Origin of the sequence: Microbacterium sp. PI-1, assembly GCF_004337555.1 — a bacterium.
Lineage (GTDB): Bacteria > Actinomycetota > Actinomycetes > Actinomycetales > Microbacteriaceae > Microbacterium > Microbacterium aurugineum.
Genome location: NZ_SJYZ01000007.1, coordinates 55,381 through 77,098 on the forward strand (window position 1 = coordinate 55,381; position 21,718 = coordinate 77,098).

23 protein-coding genes are annotated in these 21,718 nt (G+C 69.2%); 18 read left to right on the forward strand and 5 right to left on the reverse strand.

The features are described 5' to 3' along the window. The 7 genes from modA (at position 1) to E0W80_RS08125 (ending at position 5,082) form a co-directional block, all read left to right on the forward strand. Complete coding sequence (gene modA, locus E0W80_RS08095; RefSeq protein ID WP_131492036.1) at positions 1-777, forward strand: molybdate ABC transporter substrate-binding protein; 777 nt, start codon at positions 1-3, stop codon at positions 775-777. Further along, the gene (gene modB, locus E0W80_RS08100) at positions 774-1,562 is read left to right on the forward strand and encodes a molybdate ABC transporter permease subunit (RefSeq protein ID WP_047522926.1); all 789 of its coding nucleotides are present in this window, start codon (positions 774-776) and stop codon (positions 1,560-1,562) included. The genes modA and modB overlap by 4 nt, the downstream gene beginning before the upstream one ends. Next, positions 1,559-2,674, forward strand: a complete 1,116-nt coding sequence (locus E0W80_RS08105; protein WP_131492037.1) for an ABC transporter ATP-binding protein — start codon at positions 1,559-1,561, stop codon at positions 2,672-2,674. Before modB ends, E0W80_RS08105 begins: the two co-directional genes overlap by 4 nt. 114 nt (positions 2,675-2,788) lie before the next feature. Further along, entirely contained in the window at positions 2,789-3,883 is a 1,095-nt protein-coding gene (moaA, locus tag E0W80_RS08110) for a GTP 3',8-cyclase MoaA (RefSeq protein ID WP_131492038.1), read from the forward strand. Positions 3,884-3,915: 32 nt separating this feature from the next. Then, positions 3,916-4,494 carry a hypothetical protein gene (locus tag E0W80_RS08115; protein ID WP_131492039.1) on the forward strand — a complete coding sequence of 193 codons (579 nt, stop codon included), beginning with the start codon at positions 3,916-3,918 and terminating at the stop codon, positions 4,492-4,494. A 71-nt stretch (positions 4,495-4,565) separates the two neighbouring features. Continuing rightward, complete coding sequence (locus E0W80_RS08120) at positions 4,566-4,835, forward strand: ribbon-helix-helix domain-containing protein (protein WP_131492040.1); 270 nt, start codon at positions 4,566-4,568, stop codon at positions 4,833-4,835. Then, positions 4,828-5,082 (forward strand): toxin, encoded by a 255-nt coding sequence (locus tag E0W80_RS08125; RefSeq protein WP_131492041.1) that lies wholly within the window; start codon positions 4,828-4,830, stop codon positions 5,080-5,082. Before E0W80_RS08120 ends, E0W80_RS08125 begins: the two co-directional genes overlap by 8 nt. Before the next feature lie 17 nt (positions 5,083-5,099). Here the strand turns inward: E0W80_RS08125 and E0W80_RS08130 are convergent, their stop codons facing one another. Continuing rightward, positions 5,100-6,314 (reverse strand): amidohydrolase, encoded by a 1,215-nt coding sequence (locus E0W80_RS08130; RefSeq protein ID WP_131492042.1) that lies wholly within the window; start codon positions 6,312-6,314, stop codon positions 5,100-5,102. Between the two features lie 31 nt (positions 6,315-6,345). Then, positions 6,346-6,999, reverse strand: coding sequence for a TetR/AcrR family transcriptional regulator (locus tag E0W80_RS08135; protein WP_131492043.1), 654 nt, complete (start codon positions 6,997-6,999; stop codon positions 6,346-6,348). A 155-nt stretch (positions 7,000-7,154) separates the two neighbouring features. Here E0W80_RS08135 and E0W80_RS08140 point away from each other — a divergent pair, with 155 nt between their 5' ends. The 6 genes from E0W80_RS08140 to E0W80_RS08165 all read left to right on the forward strand — a co-directional run bounded on the left by E0W80_RS08140 (position 7,155) and on the right by E0W80_RS08165 (position 14,931). Further along, a complete protein-coding gene (locus E0W80_RS08140) occupies positions 7,155-8,822 on the forward strand; it encodes an ABC transporter substrate-binding protein (RefSeq protein ID WP_131492044.1) in 1,668 nt (555 codons plus the stop codon). A gap of 66 nt (positions 8,823-8,888) precedes the next feature. Next, a complete protein-coding gene (locus E0W80_RS08145) occupies positions 8,889-9,713 on the forward strand; it encodes an ABC transporter ATP-binding protein (RefSeq protein ID WP_131492045.1) in 825 nt (274 codons plus the stop codon). Beyond that, positions 9,710-10,510, forward strand: a complete 801-nt coding sequence (locus E0W80_RS08150) for an ATP-binding cassette domain-containing protein (protein WP_131492046.1) — start codon at positions 9,710-9,712, stop codon at positions 10,508-10,510. Before E0W80_RS08145 ends, E0W80_RS08150 begins: the two co-directional genes overlap by 4 nt. Continuing rightward, entirely contained in the window at positions 10,507-11,592 is a 1,086-nt protein-coding gene (locus tag E0W80_RS08155; RefSeq protein WP_131492047.1) for an ABC transporter permease, read from the forward strand. Before E0W80_RS08150 ends, E0W80_RS08155 begins: the two co-directional genes overlap by 4 nt. A gap of 1 nt (position 11,593) precedes the next feature. Beyond that, positions 11,594-12,685 (forward strand): ABC transporter permease, encoded by a 1,092-nt coding sequence (locus tag E0W80_RS08160; RefSeq protein ID WP_205802321.1) that lies wholly within the window; start codon positions 11,594-11,596, stop codon positions 12,683-12,685. Continuing rightward, positions 12,685-14,931, forward strand: coding sequence for a glycoside hydrolase family 3 N-terminal domain-containing protein (locus E0W80_RS08165; protein WP_205802322.1), 2,247 nt, complete (start codon positions 12,685-12,687; stop codon positions 14,929-14,931). Before E0W80_RS08160 ends, E0W80_RS08165 begins: the two co-directional genes overlap by 1 nt. 145 nt (positions 14,932-15,076) lie before the next feature. Here E0W80_RS08165 and soxR read toward each other — a convergent pair whose 3' ends face one another. Then, positions 15,077-15,526: a redox-sensitive transcriptional activator SoxR gene (gene soxR, locus E0W80_RS08170; protein ID WP_047524863.1), complete on the reverse strand. Its 450-nt coding sequence runs from the start codon at positions 15,524-15,526 to the stop codon at positions 15,077-15,079. Positions 15,527-15,602: 76 nt separating this feature from the next. Here soxR and fdxA point away from each other — a divergent pair, with 76 nt between their 5' ends. From fdxA to E0W80_RS08190, 4 genes are read left to right on the forward strand one after another with little or no spacing between them, the layout of a single operon-like run. Then, the gene (fdxA, locus tag E0W80_RS08175) at positions 15,603-15,929 is read left to right on the forward strand and encodes a ferredoxin (protein WP_131492048.1); all 327 of its coding nucleotides are present in this window, start codon (positions 15,603-15,605) and stop codon (positions 15,927-15,929) included. Continuing rightward, entirely contained in the window at positions 15,926-17,284 is a 1,359-nt protein-coding gene (locus tag E0W80_RS08180) for an FAD-dependent oxidoreductase (protein WP_131492049.1), read from the forward strand. Before fdxA ends, E0W80_RS08180 begins: the two co-directional genes overlap by 4 nt. Continuing rightward, positions 17,281-17,790 carry a flavin reductase family protein gene (locus E0W80_RS08185; protein WP_131492050.1) on the forward strand — a complete coding sequence of 170 codons (510 nt, stop codon included), beginning with the start codon at positions 17,281-17,283 and terminating at the stop codon, positions 17,788-17,790. The genes E0W80_RS08180 and E0W80_RS08185 overlap by 4 nt, the downstream gene beginning before the upstream one ends. A 12-nt stretch (positions 17,791-17,802) precedes the next feature. Beyond that, positions 17,803-18,432, forward strand: a complete 630-nt coding sequence (locus E0W80_RS08190) for a superoxide dismutase (RefSeq protein WP_131492051.1) — start codon at positions 17,803-17,805, stop codon at positions 18,430-18,432. A gap of 17 nt (positions 18,433-18,449) precedes the next feature. Here E0W80_RS08190 and E0W80_RS08195 read toward each other — a convergent pair whose 3' ends face one another. Then, complete coding sequence (locus E0W80_RS08195) at positions 18,450-18,737, reverse strand: metal-sensitive transcriptional regulator (protein WP_047524869.1); 288 nt, start codon at positions 18,735-18,737, stop codon at positions 18,450-18,452. A gap of 260 nt (positions 18,738-18,997) precedes the next feature. Between E0W80_RS08195 and E0W80_RS08200 the strand changes: the two genes are divergently transcribed. Continuing rightward, complete coding sequence (locus E0W80_RS08200; RefSeq protein ID WP_131492052.1) at positions 18,998-20,644, forward strand: FAD-dependent oxidoreductase; 1,647 nt, start codon at positions 18,998-19,000, stop codon at positions 20,642-20,644. Here E0W80_RS08200 and E0W80_RS08205 read toward each other — a convergent pair. After that, on the reverse strand, positions 20,641-21,648 hold the full coding sequence (locus E0W80_RS08205) for a LacI family DNA-binding transcriptional regulator (protein WP_047524873.1): 1,008 nt from the start codon (positions 21,646-21,648) through the stop codon (positions 20,641-20,643). The genes E0W80_RS08200 and E0W80_RS08205 overlap by 4 nt on opposite strands. Positions 21,649-21,718: the final 70 nt, after the last annotated feature.

Genomic DNA, 21,718 nt, shown 5'->3' on the forward strand with positions numbered 1-21,718 from the left:
ATGAACCGCCTGCTGCGCCGCTCCACGCTCGCTCTCCTCGCCGCTGCCTGCCTCGTGCTCACGGGCTGTGCGGGCACAGCTGAGGACACGTCCTCACCGTCGGGGGCCACGGATGGCGTGCGCGGAGAGCTCACGGTCTACGCCGCGGCATCCCTCGCCGGAGCCTTCGATGCGATCGGGGAGGCCTTCATGGCCGAGAACCCGGACGTGCGGTTCCGTCCGGTGTACGACGGTTCTTCGACGCTCGTCACCCAGATCCTCGAAGGTGCTCCCGCCGACGTGTTCGCTTCGGCCGACGAGGCGAACATGGACAAGGCGGCGGACGTCGTGGCTGAGCCCGCGCTGTTCGCATCCAACACCCTGGTGATCGTGGTTCCGTCCGGAAACCCGGGTGACGTCGAGGCGCTGGCGGATCTCGCCGACGTCACCACCGTGCTGTGTGCGCCGGAGGTGCCGTGCGGTGCGGCGTCCGCGACGCTGCTGTCCGCGGCCGAGGTCACGGTCGACCCGGCGAGCCTCGAGCAGAACGTGTCGGCCGTGCTCACGAAGGTCGCCGCGTCCGAAGCCGACGCCGGACTCGTGTACGCCACCGATGTGATCGGCCGCGACGACGTCGAGGTGATCGTGCCGGACGGCGCCGACGAGGTCGTCAACCACTACCCGATCGCCGTGCTCTCCGATGCTCCGAACGCCACGGCGGCGGAGGCATTCGTGGCGTTCGTGCGGGCGGATGCGGGGCGCAGCATCCTGGCCGACTTCGGCTTCGGAGCACCATGAGCGGGGGAGGTGATCGAGGGTACGCGCCCCGTGCACTCGCCGTACCGGCCCTGGTCGGCCTGGCGTTCCTGATCCTGCCGCTCACCGCGCTCGTCGCGCGCGTGCAGTGGTCGACGTTCCTCGCGGACGTGACCTCGGAGGCCGCGCTCTCTGCGCTCACGCTCTCGCTCGGCACCGGCCTGGTGGCCACGGTGCTGTGCATCCTGATCGGCGTACCGCTCGCGCTGTGGATCGCCCGCTCCGGGCCGCGGCTGGCTGCCGTACTCCGCGCCGTCGTCACGGTTCCGCTGGTGCTGCCGCCGATGGTGGGCGGTGTCGCGCTGCTGTACCTGTTCGGACGTGCGGGCTGGCTCGGTGGGCTCGGCCTGTCCTTCAGCACGCCGGCCGTCATCCTGGCGCAGACGTTCGTCGCGCTGCCGTTCCTCGTGCTGGCCGTGGAGGGTGCGGTACGCACTTCGGGCGTGGACTACGAGCGCACGGCGGCGGCGCTCGGCGCCGGACGATGGACGATCCTGCGACGGATCACCCTGCCGTTGGCCGCGCCGGGCATCGTCGCGGGTGTCGTCCTGTGCTTCGCGCGGGCCATCGGCGAGTTCGGTGCGACGGCCCTGTTCGCAGGGAACCGGCCCGGCGTCACCCAGACCATGCCGCTCGCGATCTACACCGCGTTCAACGGGGCCGGAGTGTCGCAGGGCACGGCGGTCGCCCTCGCGCTGCTGCTGCTCGCCACGGCGATCGTCGTGCTGCTGCTCGTCCGCGGCTGGCGGCCGGGGGCGACGCGATGACCTCCTCGACGGGCCGGGCTGTCGGCGGCGGAGGCCTGCGTGCGCACGTCGTGGTCGACCGTGAGCACTTCGCCGTCGACGTTTCGGTGCAGGTCTCGGTAGGGGAGACCGTCGCCATCATGGGGCCGAGCGGCGCGGGCAAGTCGACTCTGCTGCAGGCGCTCGCGGGCCTCGAGCCGTTGACCGCCGGGGAGATCGAGGTCGCGGGACGCGTGGTCGACCGCGTGGCCACACCTCGTGTGCGGACAGCTCCCATGAACCGCGGCATCGTGCTGCTCGGGCAGGAAGCGCGGCTGTTCCCCCACTTGTCCGTGCGCGAGAATGTCGCCTTTGGTCCTCGTGCCGTCGGGCAGGACGTCCGCGCGGCACGAGACTCGGCCGACGAATGGCTCGCACGCGTCGGACTCCCGGGGGCGGGGGACCGCATGCCGCGCGAGCTCTCCGGTGGCGAGGGGCAGCGCGTCGCGGTCGCCCGAGCGCTCGCCGCGTCGCCACGCGCCGTGCTGCTCGACGAACCGCTGGTCGCGCTCGATCCGGCGACGGCCGGCGACATCCGACAGATGCTGCGTGATCAGCTGGCGGGGATCACCACGATCGCGGTCACGCACGATGCTGCGGATGCTGTCGCCCTCGCCGATCGGCTCCTGGTGATCGAGGCGGGGCTGGTCACGCAGCACGGGCCCGTCCGCGAGGTGCTGTCGGCACCCGCTTCGGGCTTCATCGCTGCGATCGCAGGTGTCAACCGGCTGGTGGGCGTCGCCGCGGACGGGGGCTGGCGCGGGGGAGGTCTGCGTCTCGGAAGCACGGACCCTGAGTCGCTCGCGCTCGCCGCGGTCGATGGCTCACCGCTCGCCGCGGTGTTCCGTCCCGCCGCGGTGCGCATCGAGCCAGCTGACGACCCGCACGCGTGGTCCAGCCGGATCCTCCGACTCGAGCCCATCCTCACGGGAGTCCGCCTGCACACCGAGCACTGTCAGGTCGACACCTCGCTGGCGGACGCCGTCGACCTCGTGGTGGGCGACGAGGTGCACCTGCGCGTCGATCCTGCCGGCGTGCGGTTCGTCCCCGCGTCCGTCGCCTCCGTCGCTCCCGTCGCTCCCGTCGCGATATGACAGCCCTCACGCGCATATGGGCTGCCATATCGCGACGGGAACCTCAGGTGTTTCGGCCCCGAGGGGGGAAGCGGCGGGTTAGTCTCGAACGATGACGGGGAGTGGCGGAGCGCGATGACGGCCGTGCCGGTGGTGATCGGTGTGCGCCCGCCGCACGCCGGTCCGACGGCGCAGAGCCCTGGCCACTCTGCCGTCGAAGCAGGTCTCGTCGACACGCACGGCCGGGTGCACCGGGATCTGCGCATCTCGCTCACCGACCGCTGCTCGCTGCGCTGCACGTACTGCATGCCGGAGCAGGGGAACGAGTGGCTCGCCCGCACGAGCATCCTCTCCACGGATGAGATCGTCGAGGTCGCCGAGGTGGCCGCCGCTCTCGGCATCCGCACGTTCCGCCTCACCGGTGGCGAACCGCTCCTGAGGGCCGACATCGTCGAGGTCGTGCGACGCGTCTCCCGCATCGAAGGCGAGGACGGACCCGTCGAGGTCGCCATGACGACCAACGGCATCAGCCTCGCCCAGAAACTCCCGGCGCTGATCGAGGCCGGACTCACGCGCCTCAACATCAGCATCGACACGGTGAACCGTCAGCGCTTCGCCGACCTGACCCGCCGTGACCGCCTCGACGACGTGTTCGAGGGCATCGCCGCGGCTGCGGCCTCGGAGCTCCGTCCGCTCAAGCTCAATGCGGTCGCGATGCGCGGCGTCAACGACGACGAGCTGGTCGATCTCGTGGAGTTCGCGATGGGTGTGGGCGCGCAGCTGCGCTTCATCGAACAGATGCCGCTCGACGCCGGACACACCTGGGACCGGGCGTCCATGGTCACGCGCGAGGAGATCCTCGCGTCGCTGGGGGAGCGCTGGCATCTCGATCCGGTCGAGGGGCGTGGGGGAGCACCTGCAGAGAAGTGGCGGATCGACGGCGGACCGCACGAGGTCGGGGTGATCGCCTCGGTCACCGCCCCGTTCTGCGGTGCGTGCGACCGTCTGCGCCTGACTGCCGACGGCCAGCTGCGCAACTGCCTGTTCTCGAACGTCGAGTACGACCTCATCGAGGTGCTGCGCGGGGAGTCGGCCTCTGCGCCGGGTGCCCGCTCCGCCGGGATCGCCGAGATGCTGCGCTCCTGTGTGCACGGCAAGCTCCCGGGGCACGCGATCAACGACCCCTCATTCCTGCAACCGGCGCGCGGCATGAACGCGATCGGCGGCTGAGTCGACGTATCGACGGAACGGGGGCTGAACGGATGTGGGAGCAGATCGGGCAGGGGCGTGCCGGGTATCGGTTGACCATCCGGGCGACTCGGGTCTCCCTGCGCCAGCTCGTCGCGATCATCGTCGGCTGCGTGCTCGTGGGCGGGGCTGCTGCCACGGCGGCGTTGATTGCGATCTCCGTCGAGACCGACTCCATGCTCGGCCGCTCCGACGTCGTCCTGGTCGCCGGTGGCTTGGCTGTCGTCATCGTGCTCGCCCTCTTGTGGATCTTCGCCTGGCAGAGGAAGCGTTACGTCGTCGAGTGGGATGACCGGGGGATCCGGATCATCGGTGCTGGGGCGGAGCGAGCGCTCCCTTGGGCCTCCATCGCTCGTGTGCTGATCCGCCTCGACACGGACTACGCCCGTGTCGAGGTGAGAAGCAGGGATGGGGGGTCTGTGACGCTCTTGGCCGGCTTCGGCTCCCAGGACGTGAAGAAGGCCAACGCGATCGACCCGATTCCCGGCGAGGTCGTCGGCCTGCTGAATCACCATCTTTCTGCGGCCCCACCTCCCCCGCGGAACGCGCTCGGCCTGCACGTCTTCCTGGGCGCGCAACAGACTGTCCCGTGACCGCGGCAGTCGACAACGACCAGGCACCTTTTCGTATACACAAATAGGACATTTTCGTATACGCTATTCGCATGAGCGAGCACCTGCTGAATGGAAAGCCCGTCCCGGACGAGCAGATTCAGGCGTGGGCCGACGAGGCCGAGGCCGGGTACGACCTGTCGAAACTCCCGAAGCCGCGTCGAGGTCGACCGACCGTGGGCGATGGCCCCGGCGCGGTGATCCCCGTGCGGCTCGATGCGTCCACGATCGCGGCCCTGACAGCGCGCGCTGAGGCGGAGGGCATCGCCACGCGTTCGGAGGCGATTCGCGCCGCAGTGCGCGAGTGGGCACACGTTGCCTGACCTGCACCGATCGGCCCGCAAACACTACCGGCGCGACCAGCTCGACGACTCTTCCGTGCTCTATGCGGTCGAGCACGTCCTGCAGTCGCGCCCGCTCGACGATGAAGACGACCCGCGCCGTTGGCTCATGATCGCCGCCGACCCTGCTGGCCGCCTCCTGGAGCTCGTGGTGTTGATCTACGACGACGGTTACGAGCTGATCATTCACGCGATGAAAGCCCGGGCGCAGTACCTCGACGAGCTGTAGGGCGATTCGCGTCCGCCTCAGTCCAGGAACTCCCGGGCCGCGGCCGACAGGGCGGTCACGCCGACCTCGATCGTCGGGTGGATCTCGGGCGCGAAGAACGGCGAGTGGTTCGTCGGGATGTCCTGCTCGAGTCGACCCGCGGCGACCGCCTCGGCGAACCGTGCGGGGTCGACGCCGCCCCAGAACCAGAACACGAGAGGCACGCCGGCGTCGCGCGCGAACCAGGACACGTCCTCGCTGCCGGTGAACATGCCGGGGTCGATGACGGACGCCTCGCCGAGGGCCCGCTGGATCGCGGTCGTGACGCGGGCCGTGGCATCCTCATCGTTGATCGTGGCGGGCAGGGTGTGGTCGGTGCGGATCTCCGGCTCGCGCTCGGCCCCGGATGCGGTGGCCTCGGCCCGCACGATGCGCTCCACGCTCGCGAGCACCTTCTCGCGTGCTTCCTCGTTCGGGTAGCGCAGGCTGAGCTCGAGCTTCGCCTCGGCCGGGATGATGTTGTTCTTGAGCCCGGCGTGGATCGAGCCGACGGTCACGACCGCGACGCCCTGCGGATCGATCTCGCGCGAGGCGATGGTCTGCAGGCGCATCACGGTGGCCGCGGCCATCACCACCGGGTCGATCGTGGCGTGCGGGCGCGAGCCGTGTCCGCCGCGGCCGTGCAGGGTCACCGTGAGCCCGTCGGAGGCGGCCATCTGCGTCCCGCTGCGCACCCCGACGATGCCCGCGGGGAGCGGGGTCACGTGCTGGCCGAGCACGATGTCGGGACGGGGGTAGCGGTCGAGGATGCCGTCGTCGAGCATGGCGCGCGCCCCGGCCCCGTACTCCTCGGCGGGCTGGATCAGTACGACGAGGGTTCCCGACCAGTCGGAGCGCTCCGCGACGAGCCTCTCCACGGCGCCGATCATGGCGGTGACGTGCATGTCGTGGCCACAGGCGTGCATGACGGGGACGGTGGTGCCCGCGGGGTCGACGCCCTTCGCGGTGCTCGCATACGAGAGGCCGGTCTGCTCCTCGACCGGGAGAGCGTCCATGTCGGCGCGCACCCACACCACGGGGCCATCGCCGTTGCGGAGAAGGCCCACGACCCCGGTGACCCCGACGCCCTCCTCCACCTCGAGGCCGAGATCGCGCAGATGCCGGGCGGCGATGCCCGCGGTGCGCGTCTCCTGGAACGAGAGCTCGGGGTGCTGGTGCAGGTCGATGTAGAGCGCTTCGAGGTCGATCGTCATGGCCCGAGCCTAGTCGGGCGTGTCGGGGCCGTCAGCCGTCCGTGTCGTGCGCGTATGTCTCCAGCTCCGGCCCGGGATGCAGCACGGCGTTGACGATGGCGCGGATCGCGAACTCGCTCGTCTCGCCGAGCTCCACGACCTCCGGATGCAGGAGCCACTGCAACTGCAGGCCGTCCATCACGGCCAGGATCGCGGCGGCCGCGTCGGCGATGCGGCGCGGATCGCTCACGCCCTCCTGGGCGCACAGCTCGTGGAAGGCGTCCGTCACCTCGCGGCGAAGCGTCGTGTAGCGCTCTTCGAAGAACGGGCGCGACGGATGGTCATCGGTCACGGATTCCGCGGAGAGCACCGTGTACGCCTGCACGATGCCGGGGCGCTTCGCATTCGTGAACGCGGTGCGCACGAGGTGCAGGAACAGCTCCGGTCCGCCGGGGATGTGCTTCTGCGCGAGCCCCGCCACGTCGTCCTGATCGCGGTAGGCGAGCACCTCGAGCAGCAGCTTCTGCTTCGACCCGAAGTGGTGGAGCACGCCGGCGTGCGTGATGCCGACCTGTTCCGCGACGTCGGCCAGTGTGCCGTTCGTCGATCCCTTGTTCCCGAAGATCTCGATGGCCGCCTTGAGGATCTGCTCGCGTTTCGCGAGCGTCGCCGGGCGCACGCGCACCGTCTGGTCGCTGTCTGCCATCGCCGTTCCTCCATTGCCGAGCCGTGCTTGCGATCCAACTTACTACTCGGTAACCTCACTGAAACTTACTTTCTCGACAGTAAGCGAATCACACCAGACCGGCGCAGCAGCCTCCGCCGGTGCCGCAGCACAAAGACCGTGCCCAAGGAGAAGCAATGAAGCTCAGGAAATCTCTGATCGCGGCGACCGCGATCACCGCCCTCGGTATCTCGGCCCTCGCCGGATGCTCCGCAGGAGGAGGGGGCGACGAGTCCGGCAGCGGTGCCGGTTCCGCCTCGCTCACGATCGCGAAGCCCGACGGCGCGATCACCACCGAATCGAACAACCCCTACGTCGGCGACTCGTCCGCCTCGAAGTACGGCTACGGCAAGGTGATCTTCGAGACCCTCGCCCTCGTGAACCAGACCGGCGACCGCGGGGTCACCCCGTGGCTCGCCGAGAGTCTGGAATGGAACGACGACTACACGCAGCTCACGGTCGTTCCCCGTGCCGACGTCACCTGGAGCGACGGCGAGCCCTTCACCGCCGACGACATCGTCTACTCCTACGAGCTCGCCTCCACCCCCGCCCTCGACACCGCGGGCCTCCAGCTCGACAGCGCTGCCGTCGACGGCGACAAGGTCGTGCTGACCTTCGCCGCCTCGAAGTACGTCAACCAGGCCCGCGCCCTGCACGTGCCGATCGTGCCGAAGCACATCTGGGAGAACCTCGACGACCCGGCCACCGACCCCGTCAAGGGCGACGACCTGGTGGGTACCGGACCCTACGTCCTCTCGAACTGGTCGACCGAATCGGTCACCCTCGACGCCCGCGACGACTACTGGGGCGGCGATCTGGCCGTTCCCGAGCTGCACTACGTCTCCTACGGCGACAACACGGCGCTGACCACCGCTCTCGCCAACGGCGACGCCGACTGGGCGCAGGCGTTCATCCCGCAGATCGAGGAGCAGTTCCTGTCGGTCGACCCCGAGCACAACAAGTTCTGGGCCGCTCCCACCACCGGTTCGGCGACGCTGTTCATGAACCTGCAGCAGAAGCCGTTCGACGACCCGGCCTTCCGCCAGGCGCTCGCCTGGGTGATCGACCGCGACGCCTACGTCGACATCGCCCGCGAGGGTGCCAGCGAGGCCGTGTGGTCGGTGACCGGGCTCTCGTCGATCCTCGAAGACGAGATCCAGCCCGAGTTCACGGACGTGGACTACTCGGTCGATGCAGAGAAGGCCCGCGACCTGCTCGAGACCGCCGGCTACACCTGGAAGGACGACGCGCTGATCGACCCCGACGGTGCCCCCGTGTCGTTCACGCTGTCGGTCCCCTCGGGCTGGAGCGACTGGAACACCGCGCAGGAGCTCATCGCCGAAGACGTCACCGAGGCCATCGGCGCCGAGGTCAAGATCGACATGCCCGACTGGGGCGGCTGGGCCGATCCTCGCGACAACGGCACGTTCTCCGCGATCATCCACTGGCTCGAGGACAGCGGGACCGCCTACGGCCTCTACACCTCGACCATGGACCCGCGCTGGATCTCGGACGGCAAGGCCGGCTTCAACTTCGGTCGCTTCGACGACCCGGAGGCGACGGCAGCCCTGAACTCCTACGCGAACGCGTCGTCGGATGAGGAGCGCACCGCGGCACTCGACACGTTGCAGACGATCTTCGCTGAGCAGGTGCCGGCCATCCCGCTGGGGGCGCACCCGCTGCTGGGCGAGTTCAACACCCGCAACTACGTCGGATGGCCCTCGGAGGAGGACCCGTACGCGTCGGCCGACCCGACGCAGCAGAACATCGTGCAGATCCTCACGAAGCTGAAGCCCGCCGAGTAAGCACCGGGTGGGGAGCCCGGGTGGACGACCCCGGGCTCCCCTTCTCCGCCGACGAAAGACATCACCATGCCAGACCCTCTCCTCAGCGTGCGCGACTTCTCGGTCGTGTACGACGTCGATCCGCCCGTCGAGGCGGTGAAGAACGTGAACCTCGAACTGCAGCGCGGCGAGATCCTCGGTCTCGCCGGTGAGAGCGGGTGCGGCAAGACCACACTCGCCTACGGAGTCCAGCGCCTGTTGCGTGCGCCGGCCGTGATCACCGGCGGCAGTGTGACCTTCCACGATGCGACCGGCGTCGACATCGACATCGACGCGCTCGACGTGGACGCGATGCAGCGGTTCCGTTGGGACAAGGTCTCGATGGTGTTCCAGGGCGCGATGAACGCCCTGAACCCGGTCGCGACGATCGGCTCGCAGCTGGAGGACGTCTTCGAGATCCATCGCCCCGACATGAACCGCCGGCAGCGGCATGCCGAGGCCGAGGAACTGCTCGAGATCGTCAAGGTCGGGCGCCAGCGCATCCGCTCCTTCCCCCATGAGCTCTCCGGCGGCATGCGCCAGCGCGTCATGATCGCGATGGCCCTCGCGCTGCGCCCGCAGCTGATGGTCATGGACGAGCCGACCACCGCCCTCGATGTGCTGGTGCAGCGCGAGATCCTCACGCAGATCTCGCAGCTGCGGCACGAGTTCGGCTTCTCGGTGATCTTCATCACCCACGACCTCCCCCTCCTCCTGGAGATCAGCGACCGGATCGCGATCATGCGGGAGGGCGAGATCATCGAGCTCGCCACCGCCGAGCGCATCTGGACGCGGCCCGAGCACGACTACACGAAGACACTGCTGTCGTCGTTCCCCCGGTTGACCGGGGAGAGAGGGGTGCTGGTGCGATGACCACCCTCGAATTCCGGAACATCACGAAGACGTACAACGTCCGCGGTGCCGGCCAGCTCAAAGCGCTCGACGCTGTGAGCTTCACGCTGATCTCCGGGCAGACGATCGGCCTGGTCGGTCAGTCCGGCAGCGGCAAGTCCACGATCGCGAAGATCCTCACCCAGCTCGAGACCCCGACCAGTGGACAGGTGCTGCTCGACGGCGTGCCGATCCCGCGCCGCGGCAAGGGGCTGCGGAAGTACCGGCAGCAGTTGCGCATGGTGTTCCAGGACCCGTTCGCCTCCCTCAACCCTTACCACTCGATCCGTTACCACCTGGAGCGGCCGATCCGCCTCGATGACGTGGTGCCCAAGGGGGAGACCGAGGCCGAGGTGCGCCGTCTGCTCAGCAGGGTCCGGCTCGACCCGGACACCGTGATCGACCGGCGTCCGCACGAGCTCTCCGGCGGACAGCGACAGCGGGTCGCCATCGCCCGCGCCCTCGCGTCCCGCCCTTCGCTCCTCGTCGCCGACGAGCCCGTGTCGATGCTCGACGTCTCGATCCGCCTCGGTGTGCTGAACCTGCTCGCCGACCTGCAACGTGAGGAGGGGCTCGGCGTGCTCTACATCACCCATGACCTCGCCACCGCCCGTCACTTCAGCGACGAGATCATGGTCCTCAATCAGGGCCGGGTCGTGGAGTACGGCGCCGCCGACGAGGTGATCCTCAACCCGCAGGATCCGTACACGCGGGAGCTGCGCGCCGCGTCGCCCGACCCGGACAAACACTTTGCGACCTCGATGGGAGGTGCGCTGTGAGCGCCGCTCTCCCCCGGCTCGACGACGAGCTCACGTCCCGCGACGCCCTCGAGGTCGGCACCACGGCGACCGTCGCGGAACGTGGACGCCGGAAGATCCCGTGGCGCTTCTTCGCCGGGCGTGCCGGTTTCTACCTGTTCACGCTCTGGGCGGCCATCACGATCAACTTCTTCCTCCCGCGCCTCATGAAGGGCGACGCGGTCAGCTCCTACCTCGCGCGCAACCGCAGCGTGAGCCCGGAGGCCGAGGAAGCACTACGCATCCTGCTCGGCATCGACACCGACAAGTCGATCTGGCAGCAGTACCTCGAGTACTGGGGGATGCTGCTGCGCGGCGACCTCGGCATCTCGACGCTGCACGGGCTGCGGCCGGTCGCCGAGGTGCTCGCGTCGGCACTGCCGTGGACGCTCGGCCTGGTCGGCATCGCGACGATCATCTCCTTCACGATCGGCACGATCGCCGGTGCCGTCGTCGGATGGAGGCGCGGCAGCAGGCTCGACGCGATCATCCCCGTGACGACCTTCTTCAACACGATCCCCTACTTCTGGCTCGGGCTCATCGCGATCGCGATCTTCTCGTCGACCCTGAAGTGGTTCCCCTCCTCGCACGCCTACGACAAGGGGCAATCCCCGGAGTGGAGCTTCGACTTCATCGGTCAGGTGATCATGCACGGCACACTGCCCGCCCTGACGATCGTGGTCGCCTCGCTCGGCGGATGGGTGCTCGGCATGCGCAACATGATGCTGACCGTGCTCGACGATGACTACATCACGGTGGCCCAGGCCAAGGGCATGCCCAACAAGCGCGTGCTGTGGGGCTATGCCGCCCGCAACGCGGTGCTGCCGCAGATCCAGAGCTTCGCGCTGTCGATCGGCTTCATCGTCGGCGGCACGATCGTGATGGAGATGGTCTTCAGCTATCCGGGCGTGGGCAAGCTCCTGCTCGATGCGACCAACGCCAAGGACTTCGCCCTCATGCAGGGCGTGTTCCTCGTGATCACCCTGTCGGTGCTCGTGGCCAACATCCTCGCGGATGTCGTCTACGCCTACCTCGATCCGCGCACCCGCCAGATGGAGTCCTGACATGACCGTTCCCACCACCACCGAGAGCACCGCACCCGACGGGTCGGCCGTCGTCTCCGGCATGCCCGAGACCGCCACGCTGCGCACGCGGCCGGCCGCCGCGCCACCGCGCAAGACCTTCTGGTCGCAGCTGGGTCAGGCGTTCGCGATGTTCCGCAACCCCAAGTCGATCGCCGGGCTGATCATCCTCGGTGTGTTCGTGCTCGTCGCGATCCTCGCTCCGTGGATCGCCCCGTACGGACCGACCCAGAAGGATCGCACGGCGCTCCGGCAGCCCCCTTCGTGGGAGCACTGGCTGGGGACGACGCACATGGGCGAGGACGTGCTGAGCCAGATCATCTATGGCACGCGCGGCGTCATCGTCGTCGGCTTCCTCGCAGCCTTCATCGCCACGATCATCGCGATCACGATCGGTGTGATCGCCGGCTACGTGCGCGGCTGGAAGAGTGAATCGCTGTCGGCGCTGACCAACGTGTTCCTGGTGATCCCGGGTATCCCGCTCATCATCATCATCGCCTCGCAGTTCGACAACCCGCCGCTGATCGTGATCGCCGCCGTGCTCGGCATCACGGGCTGGGCATGGGGGGCGCGCGTGCTCCGTGCCCAGACGATGTCGCTGCGCAACCGCGACTTCATCCAGGCCGCCCGCGCCAACGGCGAGCCTCTGCGCCGGATCATCACGGTCGAGATGCTACCCAACCTCATGGCCCTGATCGCTTCGAGCTTCGTCGGCACCGTGACCGCCGCGATCCTCGGTCTCACCACGCTGGCCTTCATCGGGGTGATCCCGGTGAGCAACCTGAACTGGGGGACCGTCCTGTTCTGGGCCCAGCAGAACGGCGCCTTCCCGCGCCTGTGGTGGTGGTACGTGCCGGCCGGACTCTGCATCGCCATCATCGGCGTCGCCCTCTCGCTCATCAACTTCGGCATCGACGAGTACGTCAACCCGCGCCTGCGTTCGGCGGGCGAGCGGGCCAGGGCCATGAAGAAGAAGGGGCTGAACGTGAACGACGCCGTCACGGCCGTCCGCAGCGTGCCCCTGCCGCAGAAGAACTCCGATCCCTCGCCGACTTCGACCCGGAACACCCCGTGATGACCTCTCAGACTCTGACCACCCAGCTCCCGTACCAGGACCCCGCGCTCTCGATCCCCGAACGTGTGGCCGACCTCCTCGGCCGTATGACGCTCGAGGAGAAGGTCGGGCAGATGCTGCAGCTCGACGCCCGCGACGACCTCGACGATCACGTCGCACGCCGCCACGCGGGCTCGATCCTGCACACCTCGCCCGAGCGGATCCTGCGCGCGAACCAGCTCACGGCGCAGACCCGCCTCCGCATCCCGCTGTTGGTGGGCGAGGACTGCATCCACGGGCACTCGTTCTGGCCCGGGGCGACGATCTATCCCACTCAGCTCGGCATGGCCGCGACGTGGGACCCCGATCTGCTCGAACGCGTGGCCCGTGCGACGGCCGAGGAGGTCGCGATCACCGGCATCCACTGGACGTTCTCGCCGGTGCTGTGCATCGCCCGCGACCTGCGGTGGGGCCGCATCAGCGAGACCTTCGGTGAGGATCCGTTCCTGATCGGGGAACTCGCCTCCGCGATGGTGCGCGGATACCAGGGGGAGGGGCTCGACGACCCCACGGCGATCCTCGCGACGGCCAAGCACTTCGCCGGATACTCCGAGACCCAGGGCGGACGCGATGCCAGCGAGGCCGACATCTCGCGGCGCAAGCTCCGCTCCTGGTTCCTGCCTCCGTTCGAGCGCGTCGCCCGCGAGGGCTGCCGCACCTTCATGCTCGGCTACCAGACCACTGACGGGGTGCCGATCACCACCAACGACTGGCTGCTCAGCGACGTCCTGCGCGGGGAGTGGGGGTACACCGGCACCCTCATCACGGACTGGGACAACGTCGGACGGATGGTGTGGGAGCAGCGGATCCAGCCTGACATCACGCATGCGGCCGCCGCGGCCGTGCGGGCCGGAAACGACATGATCATGACCACGCCGGGGTTCTACGAAGGTGCCCTGGACGCGGTCGCTGCGGGCATGCTCCCGGAGGACGCGTTCGATGCGGCGGCCGCGCGCATCCTCACCCTCAAGTTCGAGCTCGGTCTCTTCGAGAACCCGCGCCTCCCCGGTGCGGGGCTCGACGAGGTGGTCGGCAGCGCCGCGCACGCGGAGCTGAACCTGGAGACGGCACGCCGGTCGATCGTGCTGCTCGAGAACGACGGCCTCCTGCCGCTCGACGCCGCCGCCCCGGTGCGGGTGGCCGTGGTCGGTCCTCTGGCGGACGACGCGCAGACGCAGCTCGGGGACTGGGCCGGGGGATCGGGGCAAGCCGGGTGGCTCGACGGTCAGCCCCGCGAGATGATCACGACCGTGCTCGACGGACTGCGCGCGGTCGACGGCTGGACGGTCACGCACGCCCGGGGCGCGGACATCCTCACCCTGCAGGAAGACCCGCAGGGACCGTTCTTCCCCGACAAGCAGCCGCGTCCACCGGTCGTGCAGCCCTGCGCTCCGGATGCCGAGCTGATCGCCGAGGCCGTCGCCGCGGCAGCCGATGCGGACGTCGTCGTGGCCGTGGTCGGGGACCGGATCGAGCTCGTCGGCGAGGGTCGTTCCACCGCGACGCTGGAGCTCATCGGCGGGCAGAACGCCTTGATCGATGCGCTCATCGCGACGGGGAAGCCCGTCGTCGTGGTGCTGCTGGCCTCCAAGCCGCTCGTGCTCCCGGCATCCGCGTCGAAGGCTGCCGCCGTGATCTGGGCGGCGAACCCCGGCATGCAGGGCGGGCGTGCGCTCGCCGAGATCATCTCCGGCGCGGTCGAGCCGTCGGGCCGCCTGCCCATCTCGTTCGCCCGGCACGTGGGCCAGCAGCCGACGTACTACAACCAGATCCGCGGACAGCACGGCGACCGGTACGCCGACCTCACACAGTCACCGACGTGGGCGTTCGGTGAGGGACTGTCGTACACGACCGTCGAGTACTCCGACCTGGAGCTCGAGGCGACCTCGCTGGAGGAGGCGGACACGATCGTCGGCCGGGTCACGGTGACGAACACGGGCACGCGGCCGGTGCGCGAGACCGTGCAGGTGTATGTGCGCGATGCGGTGACCAGCGTGAGTTGGACCGACAAGGAGCTCAAGGCCTACCGTCAGGTCGAGCTCGCGCCCGGGGAGTCCGCACGCGTCCGTGTGGAGTTGCCGGTCGCCGACTGCACGATCGTGGATGCCGCGGGCACGCGTCTGGTCGAGGCCGGCGCGTTCGAGCTGTTGGTCGGCCCCAGCTCGCGCGACGACGTGCTCCTCGCCGCGGACTTCGAGGTCGTGTAGTTCCTGGTTCCTGTTTCCTGGTTCCTGGTTCCTGGTTCCTGCCGAGACCCCCGCTGGTCGTCCGCACCCCCTCCCATAGACGTCTGTGCACGGGGGTGTCGACGACCAGCGGGGGTCTCGACCTGGAGATGAGGGGGAGAGGGGGCTAGGCGTCGAGGCGGCGGGGGCCTGAGCCCTGGGTGCCGAGCGCGTCGTCGGGGTTGAGCAGACCGCAGGCCTTCATCGACAGGCAGCCGCAGCCGATGCATCCGGTGAGCTCGCGTTCGAGGCGCTCGATGCCCTCGCGGCGCTTCTCGAGTTCGCGCTTCCAACGTCGGGATGCCCGCTGCCAGTCGGCGTGGCTCGGGGTTTCGGTCAGCGGCACGTCGGCGAAGGCCGCCTGCACGTCGGACAGCGGGATGCCGAGGCGCTTGGCGACCGTGATCAGGGAGACGCGGCGCAGCATGTGCCGGGCGTAGCGGCGCTGGTTGCCGGGGGTGCGGGTGGACGCGATGAGCCCGAGCGTCTCGTAGAAGTGCAGGGCGGACGCGGCGACTCCGGTGCGTCGGGTCATCTCGCCGATCGTCAGCGGTTCGTCGGGTGCGTGCGGGCTCATCCGGGCCTCCTCGATTTGACCTCAAGTGTACTTGAGGTTTTACGGTGGACAGCGTGACCCTAGAGAAGACCCCCCGATGACCTACGTCATCGCCCTGCCGTGCGTCGATGTGAAGGACAAGGCCTGCATCGACGAGTGTCCCGTCGACTGCATCTACGAGGGTGAGCGCTCGCTCTACATCCACCCGGACGAATGCGTCGACTGCGGTGCCTGCGAGCCGGTGTGCCCGGTCGAGGCGATCTTCTACGAGGACGATCTCCCCGAGGAGTGGCAGGACTACTACAAGGCCAACGTCGAGTTCTTCGATGAGATCGGCTCCCCCGGAGGTGCCGCGAAGACGGGGATGCTCGCGTTCGACCACCCGGTCATCGCCGCGCTGGCTGCCCAGGGGGAACACGCATGACGGTAGCCGAACCCCGCATCGCCATCGTCGGAGCGGGCCCCGCGGGCATCTACGCCGCCGACATCCTGCTCGATCGTGTGCCGACCGCGTCGATCGACCTCTTCGAGAAGCTCCCGGCACCGTACGGTCTCGTGCGCTACGGGGTCGCCCCCGATCACCCGCGGATCCGCAAGATCACGGATGCGCTGCACGAGGTGCTCGTCCATCCGCGCATCCGCCTGCGCTGCAACGTCGACGTCGGGGGTGACATCGGGATCGATGAGCTGCGTGCGGCATACGACGGGGTGATCGTGGCGACGGGGGCCGACCTCGACGTCCGCCTCGACATCCCCGGTATCGACCTTCCCGGCTCTTTCGGTGCCGCGGACTTCGTCGCGTGGTACGACGGGCACCCCGATGTCCCGCGCACCTGGCCGCTCGCCGCCGAGTCGGTGGCGGTGCTCGGTGCGGGCAACGTCGCGCTCGACGTGACGCGGATCCTCGCCACGCACGCCTCCGCGCTGACGCACACCGACACCCCGGATGCCGTGCTCGACCAGCTCGGCGCCAGCCCCCTGCGGGATGTGCACCTGTTCGCGCGTCGGGGGCCGGCCGACGTGCGCTTCTCTCCGCTGGAGCTGCGCGAGCTCGCCGAGCAGGATGACGTCGATGTGATCGTCGATCCGGACGAACTCGCACTCGACGCGCATGCCGAGCGGATGATCGCGCAGTTCTCGCAGCGCCGCATCATCGTGCGCACCCTGACCGAGTGGGCCGCGCTCGATCCGGCTGGCCGCACCGCCGCTCGCCGCATCCATCTGCACCTGCGGCAGCGACCCGTCCGTCTGCTGGGCACCGGACGAGTCACCGGCATCGAGATGGAGCGGACCGCGTCGGATGAGCTGGGCCGCATGGTGGGCACCGGCGAACTGCGGCGGTATGAAGTCGGGGCGGTCTACCGCGCTGTGGGCTACCGCTCGACGCCCGTGGCCGGGGTGCCCTTCGACGACGAGCTCGGGGTCGTGCCGCACGCCGAGGGGCGCGTCCTGGACGCAGCCGGCGTGCCGATCCCGCGGCTGTACGCGACGGGGTGGATCAAGCGCGGACCGGTCGGGCTCATCGGCTCGACGAAATCGGATGCCGCGCAGACCGTGCGGCATCTCGTCGAGGATCTCGAGGCTGCCGAGGAGGTCGTGCGCGGGGAGGACCCGATCGCCCACCTCGGGCACGCCGTCGACCTCGACGGGTGGCTGCGCATCGACGCGGCGGAGCGCAGCGCCGGAGCCGACCGCGGGCGCGAGCGGACCAAACTCGTCGAGCGCGAGGAGATGCTGAGGCATGCGAAGCAGGAGCAGATGACGGAGGCCGGACGATGACCGCGACACCCATACCCACACCGGTCGGCGACCGGCTCAAGGACGCTTTCCGTACGCACCCCGCGGGCGTCGCGATCATCACGGCGTCCACGCCGACCGGTCCGGTCGGCCTCACGGCGTCGAGCGTCGCCTCGGTGGCGGTCGACCCTGCGGCGATCGTGTTCTCCGTCACCAGGGCGACCGGGTCGGCCGGGGCGATCCTCGGTGCGGACACCTTCGTCGTGCATCTCATCGACGACGAGCACTCCGCCCTCGCGCAGAGCTTCGCCGTCAGCGGCTCCGAACGCTTCACCGCGGAACAGGGCTGGTCGGAGCTCGATACCGGGGAACCGTACCTCGCCTCCGCGCGCGCCGCCCTGCGCTGCCGTGCACTGCAGACCGTGGCCGTCGGTTCGTCGACGGTGGTGATCGCCGAGGTGCTCGACGTCATCGCCGGACCGCAGGGGCGTCCGCTCGTGTACCTCGACCGTCGCTTCCACGCCCTCCCGCACGACCCCCACCACTGAAAGGAAGACGCCATGTCCGCTCTCTACACGCTCCCCGAGCTGCCCTACGACTACGCAGCGCTCGAGCCGCACATCTCGGGCAAGATCATGGAGCTGCACCACTCCAAGCACCACCAGGCGTATGTCACGGGTGCGAACACCGCCCTCGAGCAGCTCGCCGCCGCCCGCGACGCGGGTGACCTCGCGAACGTGAACAAGCTCGAGAAGGACCTCGCGTTCAACCTCGGCGGCCACATCAACCACTCGGTGTTCTGGCAGAACATGTCGCCCGAGGGCGGCGGCGCTCCGGAAGGCGAGCTGGAGGCGGCGCTCGTGGATGCGTTCGGGTCGATCGACGCGTTCCGCGCGCACTTCACCGCGACGGCACTCGGGGTGCAGGGCTCGGGATGGGCGGTGCTCGCGTGGGACAGCGTGGGTGCGCGTCCGGTCATCTTCCAGCTGTTCGACCAGCAGGGCAACGCGCCGCTCGGTGTGACCCCGCTGCTGCAGCTCGACGTGTGGGAGCACGCCTACTACCTCGACTACCTCAACGTGCGCGCGGACTACGTGAAGGCGTTCTGGAACCTCGTGAACTGGCCCGACGTGCAGCGCCGCTTCGAAGCCGCCCGCACCGCGACCGCGGGCCTCGTCGTCCCACGCTGACCGTCGTCAGCCGCGGTTCACGCGAGGGAGAGGAAGAGCTTCTCCAGTTCGGCCATCGACACCCCATCGGTGTCGGTGGCCGAATCCGTCTCCGATGCCGGGTCGGTCAGGCAGTCCTGCATGGCGGAGGCGATGATCTGGAATCCGGCCTTGTCGAGCGCCGAGGTGACGGCGGCGAGCTGGGTGACGACCGCGCGGCAGTCGCTCCCGCGTTCGACGGCGGCGATCACGGCGCCGAGCTGTCCTTGGGCGCGCTTGAGGCGGTTGGCGATCTTGCGCTGGGTCTCGGCATCTGCGGATGACATCGGTCGCTCCCTGAGTGTCGGCTGGACTTGCCACTATACCCCCTGGGGTATGCTGACCCTAAAGATACCCACGGGGGTATCGGTGAGGAGTCGAGAACCATGTGCCGAGCAGTCCGTTGCAAGACCTGCGGGAAGACGACCTGGGCGGGGTGCGGCGAGCACGTCGCCGATGTGCGGCGAACGGTTCCCGCAGCGCAGTGGTGCTCCGGGCATCCTAAGGAGCAGACGCAGGGCGGCTTCTTCTCGCGGATGTTCCAGCGATGACCGCGACCGAAGCGCGCACCGTCGTCGTCGTGGGCGGAGTCGCCGGAGGGATGTCCGCCGCCGCACGTCTGCGCCGGCTCGATGAGCATGCGCAGATCGTGGTCTTCGAACGCGGACCCGAGGTCTCGTACGCGAACTGCGGGCTGCCCTACTACGTCGGCGGCGTGATCGCGGAGCGGGAGTCGCTGCTCCTGCAGACGCCCGCCTCGCTGCGCAGCCGCTTCGGACTCGACGTCCGGGTGCGTCATGACGTCGTGCGCATCGACACCGCGCAGAAGCTCGTCGAGGTCGAAGAGCTCGACTCTGGACGACGCTTCACGCAGAGCTACGACAGTCTGATCCTCGCCACGGGGGCACGCCCGCGCCGGGACGAACCGGTCTCCGACATCCCCGTCCGCTCCCTGCGGACGGTCGACGACGCCGATGCGATCGATGCCGCACTGGTGCGACCGGGACTTCCGGTGGTCGTCGTCGGCGGTGGCTACACGGGCCTGGAAGCGGTCGAGAACCTCGTGGCGCGGGGCGCATCCGTGACCCTCGTGCAGCGTGGGTCACAGTTGCTCTCCCCCCTCGATGCGGAGATGGCCGCCCCGATCGCCGCGGAGGTCCGTGCACACGGCGTCGATGTGCGCCTCGGGGTCGAGGTCGTTCGCGCCGATTCCGGATACGTCACGCTCAGTGACGGCACGTCCATCGCCGCGGAACTCATGATCGACGCGTCCGGGGTGGTGCCGGAGACGACGTTGGCGGAGCGCGCGGGCATCCGGATCGGCGAGACAGGAGGCATCGACGTCGACGCGCAGTGCCGCACGAGCGCGCCCGACGTGTTCGCCGTGGGAGACGGGGTCGAGAAGGCCGAGCTCGTGGGCGGGGGCACGGCTCTCGTCACGATGGCCGGGCTCGCGAACCGTCACGGGCGCATGGTGGCCGACCTCCTCGCGGGACGGTCAGAGACGGCGCGACCCGCGCTCGGCACCGGGATCGTCCGCGTATTCGGGGTCGCCGCAGGGAAGACGGGCTGGAGCGAACGGCAGCTCCGAGCGGCGGGGCGCGAGTTCTACGCCGTGCACGTGCATCCCGGATCGCACGCCGGGTACTACCCGGGTGCGGAGACCCTGTCGATGAAGCTGCTCGCCGACCCGCGGTCCGACGCCATCCTCGGGGTGCAGGTCGTCGGCCGGGACGGCGTCGACAAGCGGATCGACGTGATCGCTACCGCCATGCATGCAGGGATGCCGGCCGCAGAACTCGCGCAGCTCGAACTCGCCTACGCACCTCAGTTCGGCTCGGCGAAGGATGCGGTGAACATCCTCGGCTACGTCGCGGAGAACACCCGGACCGGCACGACGCCGACGATCCAGTGGCATGAGCTCGACGCCGCGCAGCGCGCGGGGGCGGCACTGATCGACGTCCGCACGCCGACGGAGTTCGCCGCCGGTGCGATCCCCGGCGCCGTCAACGTGCCGCTCGATGAACTGCGGGATCGACTCGATGAGCTGCCCGACGGAGAGATCGTGGTGCACTGCCAGGTCGGACTGCGCGGACACATCGCCACGCGGATCCTCCGGCAGCACGGTGTGGACGCCCGCAACCTCGACGGCGGCTACCGCACCTGGCGCGACGCCGCCCTGCTCCGCGGCTAGAGCAGACGGGCGGTGGTCCCGCGCACGTTCAGCTCGTAGGGCAGCGCTGACGGGATGCGGACCTCGTCCGGGGTGGTGAGTTTCGCGAGCACGGCATCCGCGGCGCGTTCCCCCTGCCCCAGCGGGAACTGGTCGACCGTCGTCAGGCGGAAGAACTCGCCGAGCTCGTGTCCGTCGATGCCGACGATGGACAGCTCCTCCGGCACGCTGAAGCCCAGGTCCCGCGCTGCGAGCAGTGCGCCGATCGCCATCTCGTCCGAGGCGGCGAAAACGGCGGTCGGACGCGGGCCGGGGCGTCCGAGCAGTTGCTTCGCGGCGCGGTAGCCACCCTCGACCGTGAAGTCCGCCGGCTCGAGGAATGCGTGGTTCAGGGGGATCCCGGCCTTCGCCAGGGCCTTCTCGAATCCCAGTCGACGGTTGGTCGGGATGTGGAAGTCGATGTCGAACTCGGGGTTGGCCCCGATGTGCGCGATGTCGGTGTGCCCCAGGCCGATCAGGTGCTCGGTCGCCAGCTGCGCCACCGCGACGTCGTCGACCGTGAGGGTGTCGAGCTTCGGGTTCGGGCCGCCGATCGCGATCACGGGGAGCCCCAGGTCCAGGAGGAGCTGCGTCTCCTCCTCGTCGAGCTCGATCGACACGGCGATGACGGCATCCACGCGCTGCCGTCGGAGGAAGGTGTCGAACACGTGCCGACGCACGTCCTTGTCGGCGGTGATGTTGTAGAGCGTGATGTCGTAGCCGGCGCGCATCAGGGCGGCCGAGACACCGGAGAGCACGGTGCTGAAGAACCACCGGTCGAGGAACGGCACCACGACGCCGACGTTCCGGGTGCGGCCGGAAGCGAGGCTCGACGCCCGTGAAGAGACGACGTAGCCGAGTGACTGCGCCGCCGCCTGCACGCGCTCCCGGGCGGACTCCGACACGTGACCGCGTCCGCTCAGCGCGCGCGAGACGGTCGCGGTCGACACTCCGGCGAGCCGGGCGACCTCATCGATGCTGGCCATGTGTTCCTCGAATGTGCTCCGGTCGCGATATGACATCCCCTGCGGCGCAGAGAGCTGTCATATCGCGACC

Bases quoted from the DNA above. Each gene is read 5' to 3' on its own strand.
- modA (WP_131492036.1), top strand. From the start codon at position 1: ATGAACCGCCTGCTGCGCCGCTCCACGCTCGCTCTCCTCGCCGCTGCC.
- modB (WP_047522926.1), top strand. From the start codon at position 774: ATGAGCGGGGGAGGTGATCGAGGGTACGCGCCCCGTGCACTCGCCGTA.
- E0W80_RS08105 (WP_131492037.1), top strand. From the start codon at position 1,559: ATGACCTCCTCGACGGGCCGGGCTGTCGGCGGCGGAGGCCTGCGTGCG.
- moaA (WP_131492038.1), top strand. From the start codon at position 2,789: ATGACGGCCGTGCCGGTGGTGATCGGTGTGCGCCCGCCGCACGCCGGT.
- E0W80_RS08115 (WP_131492039.1), top strand. From the start codon at position 3,916: ATGTGGGAGCAGATCGGGCAGGGGCGTGCCGGGTATCGGTTGACCATC.
- E0W80_RS08120 (WP_131492040.1), top strand. From the start codon at position 4,566: ATGAGCGAGCACCTGCTGAATGGAAAGCCCGTCCCGGACGAGCAGATT.
- E0W80_RS08130 (WP_131492042.1), bottom strand. From the start codon at position 6,314: ATGACGATCGACCTCGAAGCGCTCTACATCGACCTGCACCAGCACCCC.
- E0W80_RS08135 (WP_131492043.1), bottom strand. From the start codon at position 6,999: ATGGCAGACAGCGACCAGACGGTGCGCGTGCGCCCGGCGACGCTCGCG.
- E0W80_RS08140 (WP_131492044.1), top strand. From the start codon at position 7,155: ATGAAGCTCAGGAAATCTCTGATCGCGGCGACCGCGATCACCGCCCTC.
- E0W80_RS08145 (WP_131492045.1), top strand. From the start codon at position 8,889: ATGCCAGACCCTCTCCTCAGCGTGCGCGACTTCTCGGTCGTGTACGAC.
- E0W80_RS08150 (WP_131492046.1), top strand. From the start codon at position 9,710: ATGACCACCCTCGAATTCCGGAACATCACGAAGACGTACAACGTCCGC.
- E0W80_RS08160 (WP_205802321.1), top strand. From the start codon at position 11,594: ATGACCGTTCCCACCACCACCGAGAGCACCGCACCCGACGGGTCGGCC.
- E0W80_RS08165 (WP_205802322.1), top strand. From the start codon at position 12,685: ATGACCTCTCAGACTCTGACCACCCAGCTCCCGTACCAGGACCCCGCG.
- soxR (WP_047524863.1), bottom strand. From the start codon at position 15,526: ATGAGCCCGCACGCACCCGACGAACCGCTGACGATCGGCGAGATGACC.
- fdxA (WP_131492048.1), top strand. From the start codon at position 15,603: ATGACCTACGTCATCGCCCTGCCGTGCGTCGATGTGAAGGACAAGGCC.
- E0W80_RS08180 (WP_131492049.1), top strand. From the start codon at position 15,926: ATGACGGTAGCCGAACCCCGCATCGCCATCGTCGGAGCGGGCCCCGCG.
- E0W80_RS08185 (WP_131492050.1), top strand. From the start codon at position 17,281: ATGACCGCGACACCCATACCCACACCGGTCGGCGACCGGCTCAAGGAC.
- E0W80_RS08190 (WP_131492051.1), top strand. From the start codon at position 17,803: ATGTCCGCTCTCTACACGCTCCCCGAGCTGCCCTACGACTACGCAGCG.
- E0W80_RS08195 (WP_047524869.1), bottom strand. From the start codon at position 18,737: ATGTCATCCGCAGATGCCGAGACCCAGCGCAAGATCGCCAACCGCCTC.
- E0W80_RS08200 (WP_131492052.1), top strand. From the start codon at position 18,998: ATGACCGCGACCGAAGCGCGCACCGTCGTCGTCGTGGGCGGAGTCGCC.
- E0W80_RS08205 (WP_047524873.1), bottom strand. From the start codon at position 21,648: ATGGCCAGCATCGATGAGGTCGCCCGGCTCGCCGGAGTGTCGACCGCG.